Source organism: Porphyromonas catoniae ATCC 51270 (assembly GCF_000565015.1).
GTDB classification, from domain to species: domain Bacteria; phylum Bacteroidota; class Bacteroidia; order Bacteroidales; family Porphyromonadaceae; genus Porphyromonas; species Porphyromonas catoniae.
Genome location: NZ_JDFF01000004.1, coordinates 62,237 through 79,313 on the forward strand (window position 1 = coordinate 62,237; position 17,077 = coordinate 79,313).

At 50.8% G+C, this 17,077-nt stretch carries 15 protein-coding genes and 2 tRNA genes; 10 read left to right on the plus strand and 7 right to left on the minus strand.

Annotated features, from left to right (window positions below; translation table 11 throughout):
• The 3 genes from HMPREF0636_RS00735 to HMPREF0636_RS00745 all read left to right on the plus strand — a co-directional run bounded on the left by HMPREF0636_RS00735 (window position 1) and on the right by HMPREF0636_RS00745 (window position 3,737).
• A complete protein-coding gene (locus HMPREF0636_RS00735; protein WP_044167772.1) occupies window positions 1–924 on the plus strand; it encodes an NAD(P)-dependent oxidoreductase in 924 nt (307 codons plus the stop codon).
• 44 nt (window positions 925–968) lie between these two features.
• Window positions 969–2,216 carry a DUF1015 domain-containing protein gene (locus HMPREF0636_RS00740; protein ID WP_005469590.1) on the plus strand — a complete coding sequence of 416 codons (1,248 nt, stop codon included), beginning with the start codon at window positions 969–971 and terminating at the stop codon, window positions 2,214–2,216.
• A 96-nt stretch (window positions 2,217–2,312) separates the two neighbouring features.
• The gene (locus tag HMPREF0636_RS00745) at window positions 2,313–3,737 is read left to right on the plus strand and encodes a fimbria major subunit (RefSeq protein ID WP_081748363.1); all 1,425 of its coding nucleotides are present in this window, start codon (window positions 2,313–2,315) and stop codon (window positions 3,735–3,737) included.
• 399 nt (window positions 3,738–4,136) lie between these two features.
• Here the strand turns inward: HMPREF0636_RS00745 and HMPREF0636_RS00750 are convergent, their stop codons facing one another.
• The 6 genes from HMPREF0636_RS00750 to HMPREF0636_RS00775 form a co-directional block, all read right to left on the minus strand.
• Window positions 4,137–6,254 carry a M3 family metallopeptidase gene (locus HMPREF0636_RS00750; protein ID WP_248616845.1) on the minus strand — a complete coding sequence of 706 codons (2,118 nt, stop codon included), beginning with the start codon at window positions 6,252–6,254 and terminating at the stop codon, window positions 4,137–4,139.
• Between the two features lie 24 nt (window positions 6,255–6,278).
• Window positions 6,279–6,794, minus strand: coding sequence for an isochorismatase family protein (locus HMPREF0636_RS00755; protein ID WP_005469607.1), 516 nt, complete (start codon window positions 6,792–6,794; stop codon window positions 6,279–6,281).
• A gap of 108 nt (window positions 6,795–6,902) precedes the next feature.
• Window positions 6,903–8,096 carry a saccharopine dehydrogenase family protein gene (locus HMPREF0636_RS00760; protein ID WP_044167775.1) on the minus strand — a complete coding sequence of 398 codons (1,194 nt, stop codon included), beginning with the start codon at window positions 8,094–8,096 and terminating at the stop codon, window positions 6,903–6,905.
• Between the two features lie 185 nt (window positions 8,097–8,281).
• A tRNA-Lys gene (locus tag HMPREF0636_RS00765) sits at window positions 8,282–8,357 on the minus strand.
• Window positions 8,358–8,381: 24 nt separating this feature from the next.
• Window positions 8,382–8,454: transfer RNA gene (locus HMPREF0636_RS00770), tRNA-Lys, on the minus strand.
• Between the two features lie 315 nt (window positions 8,455–8,769).
• The gene (locus HMPREF0636_RS00775; RefSeq protein ID WP_005469613.1) at window positions 8,770–9,270 is read right to left on the minus strand and encodes a flavodoxin; all 501 of its coding nucleotides are present in this window, start codon (window positions 9,268–9,270) and stop codon (window positions 8,770–8,772) included.
• Between the two features lie 779 nt (window positions 9,271–10,049).
• On the opposite strand from HMPREF0636_RS00775, the gene thrS reads away from it, so the two are divergent.
• The 4 genes from thrS to rplT all read left to right on the plus strand — a co-directional run bounded on the left by thrS (window position 10,050) and on the right by rplT (window position 13,417).
• Window positions 10,050–12,014: a threonine--tRNA ligase gene (thrS, locus tag HMPREF0636_RS00780; protein ID WP_044167849.1), complete on the plus strand. Its 1,965-nt coding sequence runs from the start codon at window positions 10,050–10,052 to the stop codon at window positions 12,012–12,014.
• Between the two features lie 35 nt (window positions 12,015–12,049).
• Window positions 12,050–12,652 carry a translation initiation factor IF-3 gene (infC, locus tag HMPREF0636_RS00785; protein WP_044167777.1) on the plus strand — a complete coding sequence of 201 codons (603 nt, stop codon included), beginning with the start codon at window positions 12,050–12,052 and terminating at the stop codon, window positions 12,650–12,652.
• Window positions 12,653–12,763: 111 nt separating this feature from the next.
• Window positions 12,764–12,961, plus strand: a complete 198-nt coding sequence (gene rpmI / locus HMPREF0636_RS00790; protein WP_005469616.1) for a 50S ribosomal protein L35 — start codon at window positions 12,764–12,766, stop codon at window positions 12,959–12,961.
• Between the two features lie 111 nt (window positions 12,962–13,072).
• Entirely contained in the window at window positions 13,073–13,417 is a 345-nt protein-coding gene (gene rplT, locus HMPREF0636_RS00795) for a 50S ribosomal protein L20 (RefSeq protein ID WP_005469617.1), read from the plus strand.
• A 347-nt stretch (window positions 13,418–13,764) separates the two neighbouring features.
• Here the strand turns inward: rplT and HMPREF0636_RS00800 are convergent, their stop codons facing one another.
• On the minus strand, window positions 13,765–14,238 hold the full coding sequence (locus HMPREF0636_RS00800) for a Dps family protein (protein ID WP_044167780.1): 474 nt from the start codon (window positions 14,236–14,238) through the stop codon (window positions 13,765–13,767).
• Window positions 14,239–14,967: 729 nt separating this feature from the next.
• On the opposite strand from HMPREF0636_RS00800, the gene rplU reads away from it, so the two are divergent.
• From rplU to serS, 3 genes are all read left to right on the plus strand, one after another.
• Complete coding sequence (gene rplU / locus HMPREF0636_RS00805; protein WP_005469622.1) at window positions 14,968–15,285, plus strand: 50S ribosomal protein L21; 318 nt, start codon at window positions 14,968–14,970, stop codon at window positions 15,283–15,285.
• Between the two features lie 34 nt (window positions 15,286–15,319).
• On the plus strand, window positions 15,320–15,577 hold the full coding sequence (gene rpmA / locus HMPREF0636_RS00810; RefSeq protein ID WP_005469624.1) for a 50S ribosomal protein L27: 258 nt from the start codon (window positions 15,320–15,322) through the stop codon (window positions 15,575–15,577).
• A 161-nt stretch (window positions 15,578–15,738) separates the two neighbouring features.
• A complete protein-coding gene (serS, locus tag HMPREF0636_RS00815; protein WP_044167782.1) occupies window positions 15,739–17,013 on the plus strand; it encodes a serine--tRNA ligase in 1,275 nt (424 codons plus the stop codon).
• Window positions 17,014–17,077 lie beyond the last annotated feature (64 nt).

Consider the following 17,077-nt stretch of genomic DNA (forward strand, 5'->3'; position numbering starts at 1 on the left):
ATGTCCAAGGTACTTATTGCCACCGAAAAGCCATTCGCAGCACCTGCCGTAGCAGGGATACGTCAAATCCTCACCGATGCAGGCTTTGATGTTGTTGCACTCGAGAAGTACACCTCTAAGGCTGAGCTCCTCGCCGCAGTAGCCGATGTAGAGGCTATCATCATCCGTAGTGATATCATAGATAAGGAGGTCTTCGACGCTGCTAAGCAACTCAAGATCGTCGTACGTGCTGGTGCAGGCTACGACAACGTAGACCTCGAGGCTGCTACCGCACACGGCGTATGCGTCATGAACACCCCAGGGCAGAATGCCAACGCTGTGGCTGAGCTCGTCTTCGCCCTCCTACTCTTCTCCGTTCGCAATCGCTTCAACGGCGCATCCGGCACAGAGCTCAAGGACAAGAAGCTCGGACTGCTGGCCTATGGGAACACTGGTCGTAACGTGGCTCGTATCGCCAAGGGCATTGGCATGGAGATCTTTGCCTTCGACCCCTATACCCCAGCTGATGTGATGGTCAAGGAAGGTGTGACACCCGTTAGCTCACAGAAGGAGCTCTTCTCCACCTGTGACGTCGTCTCCCTACACATCCCCGCTACACCCGAGACCAAGGGCTCGATCGGTCGTGAGCTGGTAAGCCTCCTGCCTAAGAAGGCTATCCTCGTCAATACAGCACGTAAGGAGATCATCAACGAAGCTGAGCTACTCGAGCTCCTCAAGGAACGCGAAGACCTTCGCTACCTCAGCGACATCCGCCCCGCTAACCACGAAGAGATGGAGGCAGCCCTCGGCGAACGCTACTTCTCTACACCTAAGAAGATGGGTGCTCAGACCGCTGAAGCCAACACCAACGCTGGTCTAGCTGCTGCTCGCCAGATCGTGGGCTTCATCAAGGAGGGTAACGAACGCTTCCGCCTCAACAAGTAGCCGACACATACACGTACACATCACACTAGCACAAACACCATCCTATGGCTGTCATCAAACCATTCCGTGGTATCCGCCCACCCCAAGATCTCGTAGAGCGTGTCGCCTCTCGCCCCTACGACGTGCTCAATAGTGACGAAGCTCGTGCCGAAGCAGCGGGCAACGAGATGTCCCTCTACCACATCATCCGTCCCGAGATCGACTTCCCAGTCGGTACAGACGAGCATGAGGAGAAGGTCTATGCTAAGGCGGCTGAGAACTTCCGCCTCTTCCGTGACAAGGGCTGGCTCGTACAGGACGACAAGGAGAACTACTATGTCTACGCTCAGACAATGAACGGCAAGACACAGTACGGCCTCGTCGTATGTGCCTCCGTCCAGGACTACATGACGGGCGTCATCAAGAAGCATGAGCTTACCCGCCGTGACAAGGAAGAGGACCGCATGAAGCACGTACGTGTGAACAATGCCAACATCGAGCCTGTCTTCTTCGCCTACCCCTCCCAAAAGGAGATCAACGACATCGTCGCTAAGTACACGAAGGAGAAACCCGTCTACAGCTTCATCGCTCCACTAGACGGCTTCGGCCACGAGTTTTGGATCATCGACAACGAAGCCGATATCCGTCGTATCACCGAGCTCTTCGCTGCTATGCCTGCGCTCTACATCGCAGACGGTCACCACCGTTCTGCCGCCGCTGCCCTCGTGGGTGACGAGAAGCGCAAGCAGAACCCCAACCATCGTGGCGACGAGGAGTACAACTACTTCATGGCTGTCTGCTTCCCCGACGACCAGCTGACCATCATTGACTACAACCGTGTCGTCAAGGATCTCAATGGCCTCACCAAGGAAGAGCTCCTAAAGAAGCTCGAGGAGAACTTCGTCGTCGAGGACAAGGGTACGGAGATCTACAAGCCCGCATGCTTGCACAACTTCGCCCTCTACCTCGGAGACCACTGGTACTCACTCACAGCCAAGCCCGGCACGTACGACGACCACGATCCGATTGGGGTACTTGACGTGACGATCTCCTCCAACCTCATCCTCGACAAGATCCTTGGCATCAAGGACCTGCGTTCGGACAAGCGCATCGACTTCGTCGGTGGTATCCGTGGCCTTGGCGAGCTAAAGAAGAGGGTGGACAGCGGTGAGATGAAGTTTGCTCTTGCCCTCTATCCCGTATCGATGAAGCAACTCATCGACATCGCCGACTCGGGCAATATCATGCCACCTAAGACCACGTGGTTCGAGCCTAAGCTCCGCTCAGGCCTGATCATCCACGAACTCGTCTAAGCACGAAATCACACAAGATAGCCTCCGAAGCTCTTTATAGAAAGACATCTCGGAGGCTATCTACTTTTATCCAACCATATAAAACCACAAGTCCAAATGAAACCTTCTTTATCTCTTATTATGGTACTGGCTTTAGCCTTCTCTTCCTGCACTAGTGATCCCTCTGGGCTAGGTAAGAAGGTAGAGCTCCCTTTAAAGGGCAATAGGGTAATACACCTTGCTATCCAATCGCCTCGTACAGTAACACTCCGAGCAGAGGAGCAGGATAAAGACCCAATGGAGGAAATTAGTTCTCTACGTTTCGTCTTCTATGGCGGAGCAAGCAAAGACAAAGTGAGCCACATCAGAGAGCTCACCGTACTGCCCTCCACAACACTGAGCGACATACCCCTTACGCTCCCCGCAGAGGATTATCGTCTGGTTGTAATCGCTAACGCAACACCCAGTCTCAAGGCGTCGACTCAAGTAGGGAGTCCACTCTCTATGCTAGAGAACTTCACTCCTCATCGGGCTTCTGATTTCACTACTGACCATCCTTTACGTTTAGCGATGCTCAACAGCCAAGGTGCAGTAGAGGTCAGTCGTACAGCCTTCTCCTCCCCTACCCCCTCAGTAACGATCACCCTAGAATCTACACTTGCTCGTGTGCTGGTTTATGGCGATCCAACACTCGCGGGTGGAGCGAAAAAAGGCAATCTACCGCCAAGCTACATAATCACCGCACAAGCAAAGTCCATTGCAGCCCTTCGCCCACTCGCCCTACTCCCCAACGGGAGCATGGAAGTACCAGGTGATGGATCCTCTCCCGAGGATCGTTATCCTAAGGGAGAGTACTACGATACTTGGCTCTCAACACCTCCCACAAAGACTGCAGGGCTACTCTCCTATTTTGACCCTCTGAGTGTCGCCATAAATACCATTGAGTGGTGCGCAATGCCAACCAGCGAACCAACAAGCAACTCATGGAAGCAGGTGCGTGGCATCTATGCAAAGGAAAGTACCATCCCTCCAACGGCCTACCTCACAGGCACTGTTCCTACCGTCTATCTACGCTATCCCTACATCCCCAGCGGACTTACGCTTACAGCCAAGGAAGGCTGGCTTAGCTTCCAAGGACAATATTACACCGAAACACAAGTCAAGCAGATGCTTCAGACGGAACGATACCCCGATGAAGAGCTGAAGGAAGCCCTGACACGAGCAGGGATTACCTCTGCATCCTTTACCAAGCCATTCGATAAGGAGGGACTTGCTTTTTACTATATGGGAATTAGCTACTACACAATCCCCATCCGGCACTTCGACAACACCAAGGCTCCATTAAAGAACTCCATTGGTCGCTATGGCCTTGTCCGTGGTAATGAATACCGCATACATATCACCAATATCCAGCGAGCAGGTAGCCCTCTTCCCGCCAAGCTCGAGGACAACTTGACGCCGCTCTCTGAGGAGAAAGCACATCACTCTGCTCTCACCCTCGCCCCTGTTATCACGAGACGATCAGACACTGAGTTATACTAAGGACGATAAGGTAGCACATATACCATACATATCGTCTGGTTCTTACCTTGGGTTGGCAGAGCTATCAAATACTCTAGTTAATCCTCCCTGTTTCTCTAGAGAAACTCTCGCAAAAGATAATAGTCTGCAATCCGAAGAATACAAGGATCCAATAAGAGACGCTCAAAAAGCGATATGCTCCTGCGTCTCTGTCCTCAATCTTCACAAGATGGGCTTTTAGATCTGCCCAACCAACAGGAAGTAACACTTAGTAAAGAATAAGAGTGGGGACATCACGTGGCGTACATTGCCACGTGATGTCTCCACTTCTTTTTATCCAGATACTAATTATGATACAGCCTACCCTCAGAGGACATCTCTAAGAGTAGGCTGTACGCATTTATGAGAAATAGTAGTAACCTAATCAGCGAGACCTCGAGCACGAATAAGGCTCTTCATATCAGGAGCTAGGCGTCCAGTGAAGGCTGCGAAAAGGTCTTTGACAGGCTGAGAATTGCCACGTGAAAGGACAAGGTCTCGTAGACGCTGACCATTCTCTGCCGTCATCCCTCCGTGCTCGACGAACCAGTCAAAGATGTTACTCTCCAGCACCTGGGTCCAGAGGTAAGAATAATAGCCGGAAGCATAGCCTCCACCGAAGACATGTAAGAAGTAGGTAGAGCGATAGCGAGGTGGCACCTGAGACAGGTAGAGACCTCGCTCATCCAGAGCCTTCCGCTCGAAAGCATCTACATCCGTGATCTTCACACCGGGAGCGAGCATACCCCATGCCATATCAATCGCTACAGCACCAAGATTCTCCCCAAGAGCATAGGCTTGGTTGAAGAGGGCTGAAGCCTTGAGCTTATTGACGAGGGCCTGAGGCATGGGTTCACCCGTCTGGTAATGGCGAGCATAGTTGCTGAGGACGACAGAGTCCGTCATCCAATGCTCATTAAACTGCGAGGGCATCTCTACGAAGTCACGAGGTGTCTGAGTACCAGAGATACTAGCATACTGCTGCGAAGCAAAGAAGCCATGCAGAGCGTGGCCAAACTCATGGAAGAGTGTCTCGACATTATCGGAGGATAGGAAAGCTGGGGCATCTCCAACGGGGGCTGGGAAGTTACAGACGTTATAGATGACAGGCTTACGACCAAAAAGGAAGCTCTGCTGGACGAAGTTTTCCATCCATGCTCCACCATTTTTAGTCGGACGGCGGAAGTAATCTGTGTAGAAGAGTGCAAGTGAGGAGCCATCCTTGTCAAAGACTTCATACACCTTCACCCCATCTGCATAGACCGGTATATCGGTGCGTGGCTTGAAGGTCAGGCCGTAGAGTCTATTTGCAGCGAAGAAGACGCCATTCTTCAGCACACTATCAAGGACAAAGTAAGGCTTGAGGTCATTCTCATTCAAGTCAAACTTTGCCTTCTTCAGACGCTCAGCATAGTAATCCCAGTCCCAAGCCTCGAGCATGAAGTCCTTACCCTCAGTCTTACGAGCGAACTCCGTTAGCTCAGCTGCATCAGCCGCTATCTTCTTCCTATAGGCAGGAGCAATCTCCTCAATGAGGCTATAAACAGCACTTGGCTCACGAGCCATCTGGTCACTCAGCGCCCAAGCCGCAAAACTATCATAGCCGAGGAGCTTAGCCTTCTCTGCACGTAGCTCAGCGATGCGAGCAATCGTCAGCTGAGTATTATTTGGATCATTGGGACGAGAAGCACGAGAGAGCGAAGCCTCCAGTACACGACGGCGTAGATCACGATTATTCAGCTCGGCGATATAGCCAGGGCGCGTAGTATTGGAGATCTCTAGGAGATATTTCCCTTTCTCTCCTCGCTCCTCAGCGAGCTTAGCTGCTCGGTCAAGATTCTCTTGCGAGAGACCGTCCAACTCCTTGATATCCGTGACGAGTACTGCTGCAGCATTGGTGGCATCACGTACCTGATTGACGAACTTAGTCTCCAGCACGGAGAGCTCTCCATTAATCATCGAGAGCGAATCTCTACTCTCAGCTGACAGGAGCGCTCCTGCGTGGACAAACTCTCGATAGAGCACCTCGGTCAAGCGCTGGTCTTCCCCCGTGAGCAAGGTATCGGCATCGTACACAGCTTTTACTCGAGCGAAAAGCTTCTCATTTAGCAAGAGGGCGTCATGATGTGCCGAAAGAAGCGGTGTTGCCTCTTCCTCTACCTTACGAAGCTCATCCGTACCATTGGCAGACGTCAGCACAGAGAGCAGAGTGGAGGCTCGAGTAAGCAATCGTCCACTCTTCTCGTAAGCTAGGATGGTATTTGCAAACGTTGGAGTCTCTGGATTGCGAATGATACTATCTATCTCTGCTTGCTGCTCAGCTATCCCCTGCTTAATGGCAGGCATAAAGTGTTCAGGCAGGATCTTGTCGAACGGAGGAGCATAGAAGTCAAGAGTGCTCTCCGTCAGCAAGGGATTGTCCGTAGTAGAGGTCTTCGTATGACAGGCACTAAGCATGGCAAAAAGGCCAAAGGCGATGATTAAATGTTTCACGTTCATAGGACAAATGGGTAGTTAGTAAAGTTAAAGTAGAGGCTCGCGCTCTCCAATCCAAGCGATAGCCTCATCTAGAGTAGACATGCTTGTCTCAGGTAGATGACGGCGTAGGTCGTTGATAGATGCTTTGACGCAATAGTCCCCAGCAAGGCCGGCGACATCAATATGCGTAGCACCTAGCAATAACTCAGGTACAGCATCCTCGAAGGCACTATATGCATCGCGATGGCGAGACATCGCCTTGGGAACGAAGAAAACACTCGCACCTGAGCGTTTGGTATTCATCAAGATTTCAGCTAGCGGTGGGTAGAGTGCAGCCCCAACGGTATAGCGCACACAGTGAATCGGCCACTGACCTCCCTGTACCTGAAAGCTACAGTGGTCGGCAGGATGCTGATCGAGTGTGACCACAAAGGCATCATACTCGGTGTGATGCTCACGCAGCCACTCTGTGAGATAATCCATGGCCTTTTTCGCACCAGGTACAGCGAGCGAGCCTGTGATAAAGTCGTTCTGTGGATCTACGATGAGTAATACTTTCATGTGTTGTGTAAGATGGTGTGTGATAAAAGTGAGCGAGACCGCCCCACAAGTCTAGTGTAGGGACGGCCTCGACATATTATTCATTTCTAAGCAAGTGTGTGACTTCTACTAGAGCTCAAGGTCTAGTCCAAAGTCTTCATGCCAAGGCAATCCCTGTAGCTTCAGTTGCTCCATGAATGGATCTGGATCAAACTCCTCGACATTGTAAACACCCGGCTTGCGCCATAGACCACGGAAGAACATCATAGCACCGATGGCTGCTGGCACACCTGTTGTGTAGCTCACGCCCTGCGCTCCAGTCTCCTCATAAGCAGCCTGATGGCTACAATTATTCCAGACGTAGTAGGTCTGCTCTCGGCCATCCTTGATACCTCGTATACGGCAACCGATAGAGGTCTCTCCCGTGTAGTTCTCCCCAAGCTCACCGGGGTTAGGCAGTACAGCCTTGAGAAACTGTATAGGCACAATTTCCACCCCATTGTATAGGATAGGATCAATACGTGTCATGCCGATATTCTGCATCACCCTGAGGTGTGTCAGATACTCCTGTCCAAAGGTCATCCAGAAGCGTGCGCGCTTGATAGTTGGATAGTTCTTTACCAGTGACTCCAGCTCTTCGTGATAGAGGAGATAAGACTCACGCACTCCGATATTAGGATAGGTAAGGGGCTTGTGAATCTCCTGTGGCTCGGTTTCCTTCCACTGCCCATCCTCATAGTAGCGTCCTTTCTGCGTGATCTCTCGGATGTTAATCTCGGGATTGAAGTTCGTCGCAAAGGCCTTGTGGTGATCTCCGCCGTTGCAGTCTACGATGTCTAGGTAATGGATCTCATCGAAATGATGCTTGGCAGCATACGCCGTGAATACACCAGTCACACCCGGGTCAAAGCCACAGCCAAGGATCGCCGTGAGACCAGCAGCCTTGAATCGCTCTTGATAGGCCCACTGCCAGCTATACTCAAACTTTGCTTCATCCAGAGGCTCATAGTTCGCCGTATCAAGGTAGTTCACACCTGCCTCGAGACACGCATCCATGATGTGTAGATCCTGATAAGGTAGAGCGACATTGATTACGAGCTCGGGCTTAAACGAACGCATCAAGGCTACGAGCTCAGGTGCATTATCGGCATCTACGGCCGCTGTCTGTATCTTGACACCTTGTATCTCAGAGGCAATCTTATCACACTTACTCTTGGTACGGCTAGCGAGCATTATCTCTGTGAATACATCGCTATTCTGTGCCACCTTCTTTGCCACTACCGTGCCGACACCGCCAGCACCGATAATGAGGACTCTTCCCATAGGCTTTATATTCGTCTTCTTTTTAGGATGATTAATCAAAAACAAACTCTTTACTCCCCATGACAATGTGGAATAGGGACCACACAAAGATACGAAAAGTCAAGGAAGCCAGAGGGCTATTCCTCCTCTCCCTCCTACACAACAAACAAGAAGGGGACTGCATCCGACAGATGCAGTCCCCGTTGTGGTGACCCCGGTGAGGCTCGAACTCACGACCCAGTGATTAAGAGTCACTTGCTCTACCAACTGAGCTACAGAGTCATTGATTTGTGATGTGGAAGTCAGTGACCCCGGTGAGGCTCGAACTCACGACCCAGTGATTAAGAGTCACTTGCTCTACCAACTGAGCTACAGAGTCATTAAATGGTTGGTGCATTCCCTTCACTTAGCGTGATGGGTCTCCCCTCACAAATCGTGTGCAAAGGTAGCAGAAACTTTTGAATACGCCAAATACCCTACTCGCCCCTCACCTGACGGTCTCCCTGTATTTCGTGTGACTGAGGATAGAATACGTCTCCACCTCTAGCACAAACACCTCTAGTCAAAGACCTCATAAAACGACGGAAGGTGAGTAAGGATTTCTCCTCATTCACCTTCCAAGAGAGGTCACTGCGTCTTAGGCAACCTTCGCCTACTCTAGATGAATCAAACCGAGCAAGCTAGAGGGTCACTCCTAAAACTCAGACTGAAGAAGTGCGACCCACTTCTCTATGCGTTCGTCGGTTAGATCAGACTGGTTAGCCTCATCGATACATAGCCCAACGAGCTTACCACCTTGCTCCGTCTCCGTAGCATCATAACTGTAACCCTCGGGTGCATAGGCACCAATAAATGTACAGCCTGTGCTAGCAAGTCCTTCTTTAAGCTTAGCGATCGCTTCGCAGAAGCTATCAGGGTAGCTATCTGCATCGCCACAACCGAAGAGAGCAACCTTCTTACCAGCTAGATTTTGCTCAGCGAGCTTGGGGAGGAAATCTTCCCAATCATCCTGAAGGTCTCCAATCCCCCATGTAGAGGAACCGAGAAGGAGGACATCAAAGCCTGCTACATCGGCAGCATCTGCACTAGCGACATCGAAGATATTAGCCTCTGCGCCAAGTGCCTTACCTAGGCGTTGTGCTACCTCTGAGGTGGAGCCTGTCGAGGAGCCGTAGAAAATACCGATCTTACTCATTACGATATAAGTGTATTGATGTTAGTGATTAAGTTTCCAGAGACAAAGATAACAAACTCTTTTTTCCTCCACATCATTTCGTCTATTCTGTTCGGGCTTTCTGTATTTTCGCCGTAAGTACAACAGCAGAGGAATAAAGAGAAGAGGGATAAAGAGATGCAACCTGGTAACGAGTCATCCTCCGGGCACAAAATCCAGAGGCTCTATATCCGTAGTGATAAAAAGAAATGCAAGCAATTAAAGTAAGAGTAAAAACACACGATTTCCCGACCAAACTAAGCCCTGTTGTAACAAGCTATGTTTAAGCTATTTGCAAGAGGTCACGACGAGTTACCATAAGTCGTCTCAACGACTTACCACAACTCTCTACGACGACTTACCATAAGTCGTTTGAACGAGTTACCATAACTCTTTGGGACGAGTTACTACAACTCGTTATAAGCTCTTTTAGGAAACATCACAACATATTGACAACAAACGCCTTACACAACCATCAAAAAGAATAAAAAGGAAGGCATTACATGGGAGATACACAAGCCCGAATGTACTAACCCTCTCCTCAGCTGAGCATATAGGTTGGAGAAAAACCTATCAAAACCTATCTCTAGGTGGACTCTTGCTATACATTATATATTATAGGTATTATATGCGTGCCCCACATCAGAAGCAGTGGGGAGAAGGACACACTAGCTACAAGTTGACCTCATCTATCACCCTCTAGTCTTGTCCTTTGTATTATCTTTGCAGGACAGCAATCAAAAGAAATCCTTATGAGCTCAATGATAAAAGTAACATTCCCCGATGGCAGTCAGCGTGAATATCCCGCAGGTACGACCTCTTGGGACATCGCTGGTGACATCAGCCCACGCCTACAACAAGATGTGCTGGCAGCGGGTGTCAATGGACAGATATGGGATCTAATGCGTCCCCTCAAGGAGGACACCGAGCTAAAGCTCTACAAGTGGGATGACCCCGAGGGGAAGTATGCCTACTGGCACTCCAGCGCACACCTCATGGCAGAAGCTCTCCAGGCTCTTTACCCTGGAGTGAAGTTTGGTATCGGTCCTGCCATCGAGAATGGGTTCTACTATGACATCGACCTCGGCGAAGGGGTACAGCTCCGTGATGCTGACCTCGGAGCAATCGAGGCTAAGATGGCGGAGTTCGCTGCTCGCAAGGAACCTATCATTCGCAAGGACATTACCAAGGCTGATGTAACAGAGTTCTTCAAGCAGAAGAACGACGAGTACAAGCTCGAGCTCATCGCTGACCTACCTGATGGTTCAATCACAACCTACACTCAAGGAGAATTCACAGACCTATGTCGTGGGCCACACGTGCCTAACACCGGCTATATCAAGGCAATCAAACTCCTCAGCGTGGCAGGGGCCTACTGGCGTGGAGATGAAAAGCGCAAACAGCTTACCCGTCTCTATGGGATTACCTTCCCCAAGAAGAAGATGCTCGATGAGTATCTAACGCTCCTCGAGGAAGCTAAGAAGCGTGACCACCGTAAGATTGGTAAGGAGCTGGGGCTATTTGCCTTCTCACAGAACGTAGGCTCGGGGCTTCCCCTCTGGCTCCCCCGTGGTACACAGCTACGCCTTCGCCTAGAGGACTTCCTCAAGCAAATCCAAAAGCAGTTCGGCTACCAACAGGTAATCTCCCCACATATCGGGAGCAAACAGCTCTATATCACCTCGGGTCACTGGGCTAAATATGGTGCGGACTCTTTCCGCCCCATCACGACACCTCAGGAAGGCGAGGAGTTCATGCTCAAGCCGATGAACTGCCCTCACCACTGTGAGATTTTCAAGGCACTTGGCCCTCATTCCTATCGTGACCTGCCCCAGCGACTCGCTGAGTTCGGCACAGTATATCGCTATGAGCAAAGTGGCGAGCTCCATGGGCTGACACGTGTACGTGGCTTCACGCAGGACGATGCCCACCTCTTCTGCCGTCCAGACCAGATCAAGGAGGAGTTCTGCAAGGTGATGGACATCATCTTCATCATCTTCAAGGCACTGAACTTCGAGAGCTTCGAGGCACAGATTTCCCTGCGTGACCAAGTCAATCGTGAGAAGTATATCGGTAGTGAAGAGAACTGGGAGCGTGCCGAGCAAGCCATCATCGAGGCATGTGAAGAGAAGGGACTCCCTGCCAAGATTGAATATGGTGAGGCAGCCTTCTATGGCCCTAAGCTCGACTTCATGGTCAAGGATGCCCTCGGCCGTCGCTGGCAGTTGGGTACAATTCAGGTAGACTACAACCTACCTGAACGCTTCGACCTAGAGTACACCGGAGCTGACAACAAGAAGCACCGCCCTGTGATGATTCACCGTGCCCCCTTCGGCTCAATGGAGCGTTTCGTCGCAGTGCTTATTGAGCATACCGCAGGTCACTTCCCACTCTGGCTCACCCCCGACCAAGTGGTCGTGCTGCCCATCAGTGAGAAGTTCAACGACTATGCACACCAAGTAGCAGCACAGCTCAACGCACAGGATATCCGCACTCAGGTAGATGACCGCAATGAGAAGATCGGTCGTAAGATACGTGACAACGAGCTCAAGCGTATCCCCTACATGCTCATCGTGGGTGAGAAGGAAGCTCAGGAAGGAGAAGTCTCTGTGCGTGTGCAAGGTGAGGGTGATAAAGGTTCGATGAAAATCACTACCTTTGCCGAGCAAATCACCGAAGAGGTCACTCGCCAGCTTAACGCTTGGCACACTGAAAACGAGCAGTAGAGACCTAGGTGGTAGTTTACAATTAACAATACTGAATGGCAGTAGACAACAAACAAAAGTTCCAGTACCGCACAAACGAAGCTATCCGCGTCAAGGAAGTACGTCTCGTCGGGGACAATGTAGAGCAGGGAGTTTACACGATCCAACAAGCTCTTCGCATCGCAAATGACCAAGAGCTCGACCTAGTGGAAATATCCCCTAATGTCTCACCTCCAGTATGCCGTGTCGTAGACTACCAGAAGTTCATTTTCCAGCTCAAGAAGAAGCAGAAGGAACAGAAGGCAAAGAGTGTCAAGGTCGTCGTTAAAGAGATTCGCTTCGGACCTCAGACCGATGACCACGACTACAACTTCAAGCTCAAGCACGCTAAGGGCTTCCTCAGCGAAGGCTCTAAGGTCAAGGCTTACGTCTTCTTCCGTGGTCGCTCCATCCTCTTCAAGGATCAGGGTGAGGTACTTCTCCTACGCTTTGCAAATGACCTTGAGGACTACGGTCGTGTAGAGAGCATGCCTGTGCTAGAGGGTAAGCGCATGACCATCATGATCGCCCCCAAGAAGGTCGCTTCCTCTGCACCAAAGAAGGATAAAGCTACCAAGTCTGAAACTGAAGACGTTGAAGAGCTCTCTAGTGAAGACTAGTGCTCAGCACTCTACTCAGAGATTTATACATAATCCCCATCCCTGCACCTCGCGCATAGGCTGCGTCAGTGGAGTAGGGTCATATAGTAACTCATATAAATAGAAAAGAAAATGCCTAAGCTGAAGACAAACTCCAGTGCTAAGAAGCGTTTCGCGCTCACTGGCTCTGGTAAGATCAAGCGCAAACATGCCTTCAAGAGTCACATCCTGACCAAGAAGACGAAGAAGCAAAAGCGTAACCTCACCTACTTCACCACGGTGGACAAGGTAGACGAACGTGAAGTAAAGGAACTCCTCCGCCTTCGTTAATTCGGCAAGTTTAGTAACGATTATTCAGTAACAGAGCGGTAAGCAAAGACAAGTATCTGTCTTGGGATTACTTCCCAGCCAGATCGCTACCAATCACAAAGAAGAAACATCATGCCAAGATCAGTCAATCACGTAGCTTCGCGTGCGAAGCGTAAGCGCATCCTCAAGCTCACTCGTGGCTACTACGGCGCTCGTCGTAACGTCTGGACCGTTGCCAAGAATACTTGGGAAAAGGGTCTTACCTACGCCTTCCGTGACCGTAAGAATAAGAAGCGCAACTTCCGTGCTCTTTGGATACAGCGTATCAATGCAGCAGCACGTCTAGAGGGGCTCTCTTACTCACGTCTGATGGGAGCTCTGCATGCTCAGGGTATCGAGATTAACCGCAAGGTCCTCGCTGACCTCGCCGTCAATCATCCCGAAGCCTTCAAGGCCATCGTTGCCAAGGTAAAGTAAGGATCGCTCTCACCTCAATAGAGCAACCTACGAAGCCTCATCTGTCACCCTCTCCTAGAGGACACAGATGAGGCTTCGCTATTTTTCATTCCAACCTTAACGCACAGATTACACTCATCCTACTCAGCAGGGAGCGAAGAGAGACAAGGCGAACCCTTCCTACCTCAGCATCAAAGTCTCCTCTCTCCCTCGAAGCCCAGCTCCAGCAACACAAACAAGGCCCTAACCGTTGGTCTTTATCCTAAGGCTACGAATACGAAAGCCCCCGAGGTGGTAAAACGAACCTACCATCCCGGGGGCTTTCTGTACTTACCTTTCTCGACTGCCGAGAAAGGCCTGTCGTGACCTTATGCTTCGAGGGAAGCAATCATCCAGACTGTCTTCTCCTGGTCATCGATGAGGTCAGAGACGAGATCGCCCGTAGCGATATCGCCAGCCTCATCAGCGAGGGCTGCCACAGCACGTTCCTGAGCGATAAGTACCTTCAGAGCATTAAGGATGAGTGGGATAATGTCATCCTTGCTGGAGACCTTCGTTTGCTCCTTGATCTTGCTGATCTTGAGGTACTCGCTAAAGCGATTTTCAGGCATTGCCCCGAGCTGAAGGATACGCTCTGCGATCTCATCGATATGCTCTGCAGCACCATCATACATCTTCTCAAACTGCTCGTGCAGTGTGAAGAACTGTGGGCCACGCACGTGCCAGTGATAGCCACGCAGGTTCGTATAGTACACCTGGAAGTCTGCGAGTAGTTGATTGAGTCCCTTGACGACCTTAGCCGCAGCGGCAGCCTTGATACCGGTAATGGATAGTACGTTCATAATCGTTAATTTCTTTTTGTTTCATTTAACTTTCACTGCAAAGGTACAGCTTCTTCATTCAGCCAACCAACAGACATCATCTATTCCCAAATAATCAAAGTCAATAGCTATCTCACACTTCGCCTCCCCCAGCTCTACCTCAAGGCTGTCCATCCCGAGATAAGAGGGGCAGAAGACTCTGCCGAGCACACATTTACCTCCACCCACAAACGGATAGCATCTAGCTAAAAGACAACACATTAAGGAGATCACCCCAAGAGCCTCCAACGAGTTACCATAAATCGTCCAAGAGAGTTATGGTAACTCACCAGCAAGAGTTACCGTAACTCGTTCACGGGAGTTATGGCAACTCGCCAAGACGACTTATAGTAACTCGTTAGCAACCATTACTACGTCTTCACAGCACACTGGTTACCAACTGGTTAGAAACGGGATTCGGAAGGGGTGTTTCTATCCTTCCCTTACATTATATGTATAAAGGGCAAGGAAATCCAGCCTCCCTACTAGGGAGAAACAGGGAGAGAAAGGGCACGGATGCGTCGAGCCTCTTGGAATGGCGGCTTCACCTTTTAGAGTCTCTTCGGGCGTCATGCTCCCTAGCTTTGGTCATTTCCCTAATATTATGTACCTTTGCGTGATTTTCTTATGTAAGGTTTGGGAGAAAGCACGCTGCGGGATTGCCGTAGCGACACCTTACGAGGCTAACTTTTTAGTAGTTATAGATACGCAATGTACGTTATTGCAGAAATCCAAGGGCAGCAGTTCAATGTAGAGCAAGGCCGCCGCTTGTTCATCCACCACGTCAAGGGTGCAGAGAGTGGCACAGTAGTCGAATTTGACAAGGTACTCCTCGTCGACAAGGATGGTGCCGTCACCGTTGGCACTCCTACCGTAGCAGGTGCGAAGGTCGTTTGCGAAGTCATCACTCCGCTTGTAAAGGGAGATAAGGTGCTCGTTTTCCACAAGAAGCGCCGTAAGGGCTATCGTAAGCTCAACGGACATCGCCAGCAGTTCAGTGAAGTCCGAGTAAAGGAAATCATTGCATAATTGTATCACCGCATCAGTTTAGAATAACAAGACAATGGCACACAAAAAAGGTGTAGGTAGCTCCAAGAACGGTCGTGAGTCAGAGAGCAAACGACTTGGTGTAAAGCTTTTCGGTGGTCAGAGAGCAAAGGCTGGGAACATCATCGTTCGTCAGCGTGGCACACAGCATCACCCAGGTGCAGGTGTCGGTATCGGTAAGGACCATACCCTCTATGCTCTGATCGACGGTACAGTCGTCTTCACACGCAAGCGTGACGATCGCTCCTACGTCTCGGTACAGGCAGAAGCCTAAAGCGAGACAAAGGAAGTTCACAGGACGACCACAAGATACTCCTTCCCCCTTCCCCTAGAGGGTTTGGGCATGGACGGATAGGTATAAGTGAGGCCGCTTCTAAGGATCTATTCCTTGGGGCTGCCTCTCTTTCATTTTGGCACAAACCATATATCACCCATATGCTTACCCTAAAGCAAATCAAAGAACAGACTGAAGATGTCCTCAGACGCCTGAAGAAGAAGCACTTCGAGGCTCGTGAGTACATCGCCGAGATACTTAACCTCGATGAGCTACGCCGTAGTACCCAGCAGGAGCTTGACGCTGCGCTCGCACGGCAGAACGCCATCGCCAAGGAGATCGGAGCGTTGATCAAGCAGGGAGCGAAGGAGCAGGCTGAGGCTATTCGCACTCAGGTTGCAGAGCTGAAAAGCCTTAGCAAAAGCCTAGAGGAGCGCAAGGAGTCTGCCGAAGCAAAGATCCGAGAGCTCCTACTGCTCATCCCTAATCTTCCTAATGAGATTGTCCCTGAGGGCTCCACAGCCGAGGACAATGTCTGTGTTAAGATGGGAGGTGATTCGCCTGCTCTCCCAGAGGATGCCCTACCCCACTGGGAGCTTGCCAAGCAATATGACCTCATCGACTTCGAGCTAGGGGTGAAGATCACAGGGGCTGGGTTCCCTGTCTACAAAGGCTATGGTGCACGTCTGCAACGAGCGCTCATCAACTTCTTCCTCGACAACGCACGCCATGCAGGCTATACCGAGGTACAGCCTCCGTACGTCGTCAACGAAGACTCTGGCTACGGCACAGGACAGCTCCCTGACAAGGAGGGACAGATGTATCATGTCGGAGTAGATAATCTATACCTTATCCCAACAGCCGAAGTCCCCGTCACCAACCTCTATCGGGATGTCATCCTCGAGGAAAAAGACCTTCCCGTGAGGAACACCGCCTACTCCGCATGCTTCCGTCGTGAGGCTGGCTCCTATGGTAAAGACGTACGTGGGCTGAACCGCTTGCATCAGTTTGACAAGGTAGAGATCGTGTGTATCGACACACCTGCACGTAGCTATCAGCGTCTCGATGAGATGGTCGCTTATGTAGAGACCCTTGTCACGAAGCTGGAGTTACCCTGGCGTATCCTCCGCCTCAGTGGTGGGGATATGAGCTTCACCAGTGCATTAACGTATGACTTTGAGGTCTTCTCTGCAGCACAGAAGCGATGGTTGGAGGTTAGCTCTGTCTCCAACTTCGAGAGCTACCAAGCCAATCGCCTACGCCTCCGCTACCGCAGTAGTGATGGCGTCCAGCTGGCACATACCTTGAATGGTAGCGCTCTGGCTCTACCACGTATTGTAGCAGCCCTTCTAGAGAACAACCAGACCCCTGAGGGCATTCGTATACCCGAGGCACTACGCCCCTACACAGGCTTTGACCTCATCCCTCACCCCTAGAGCATGATAGGGAGTATGATAAGGTAAAGGAGCATCTCACCTCTGCTCCACTATCCTTTTCACC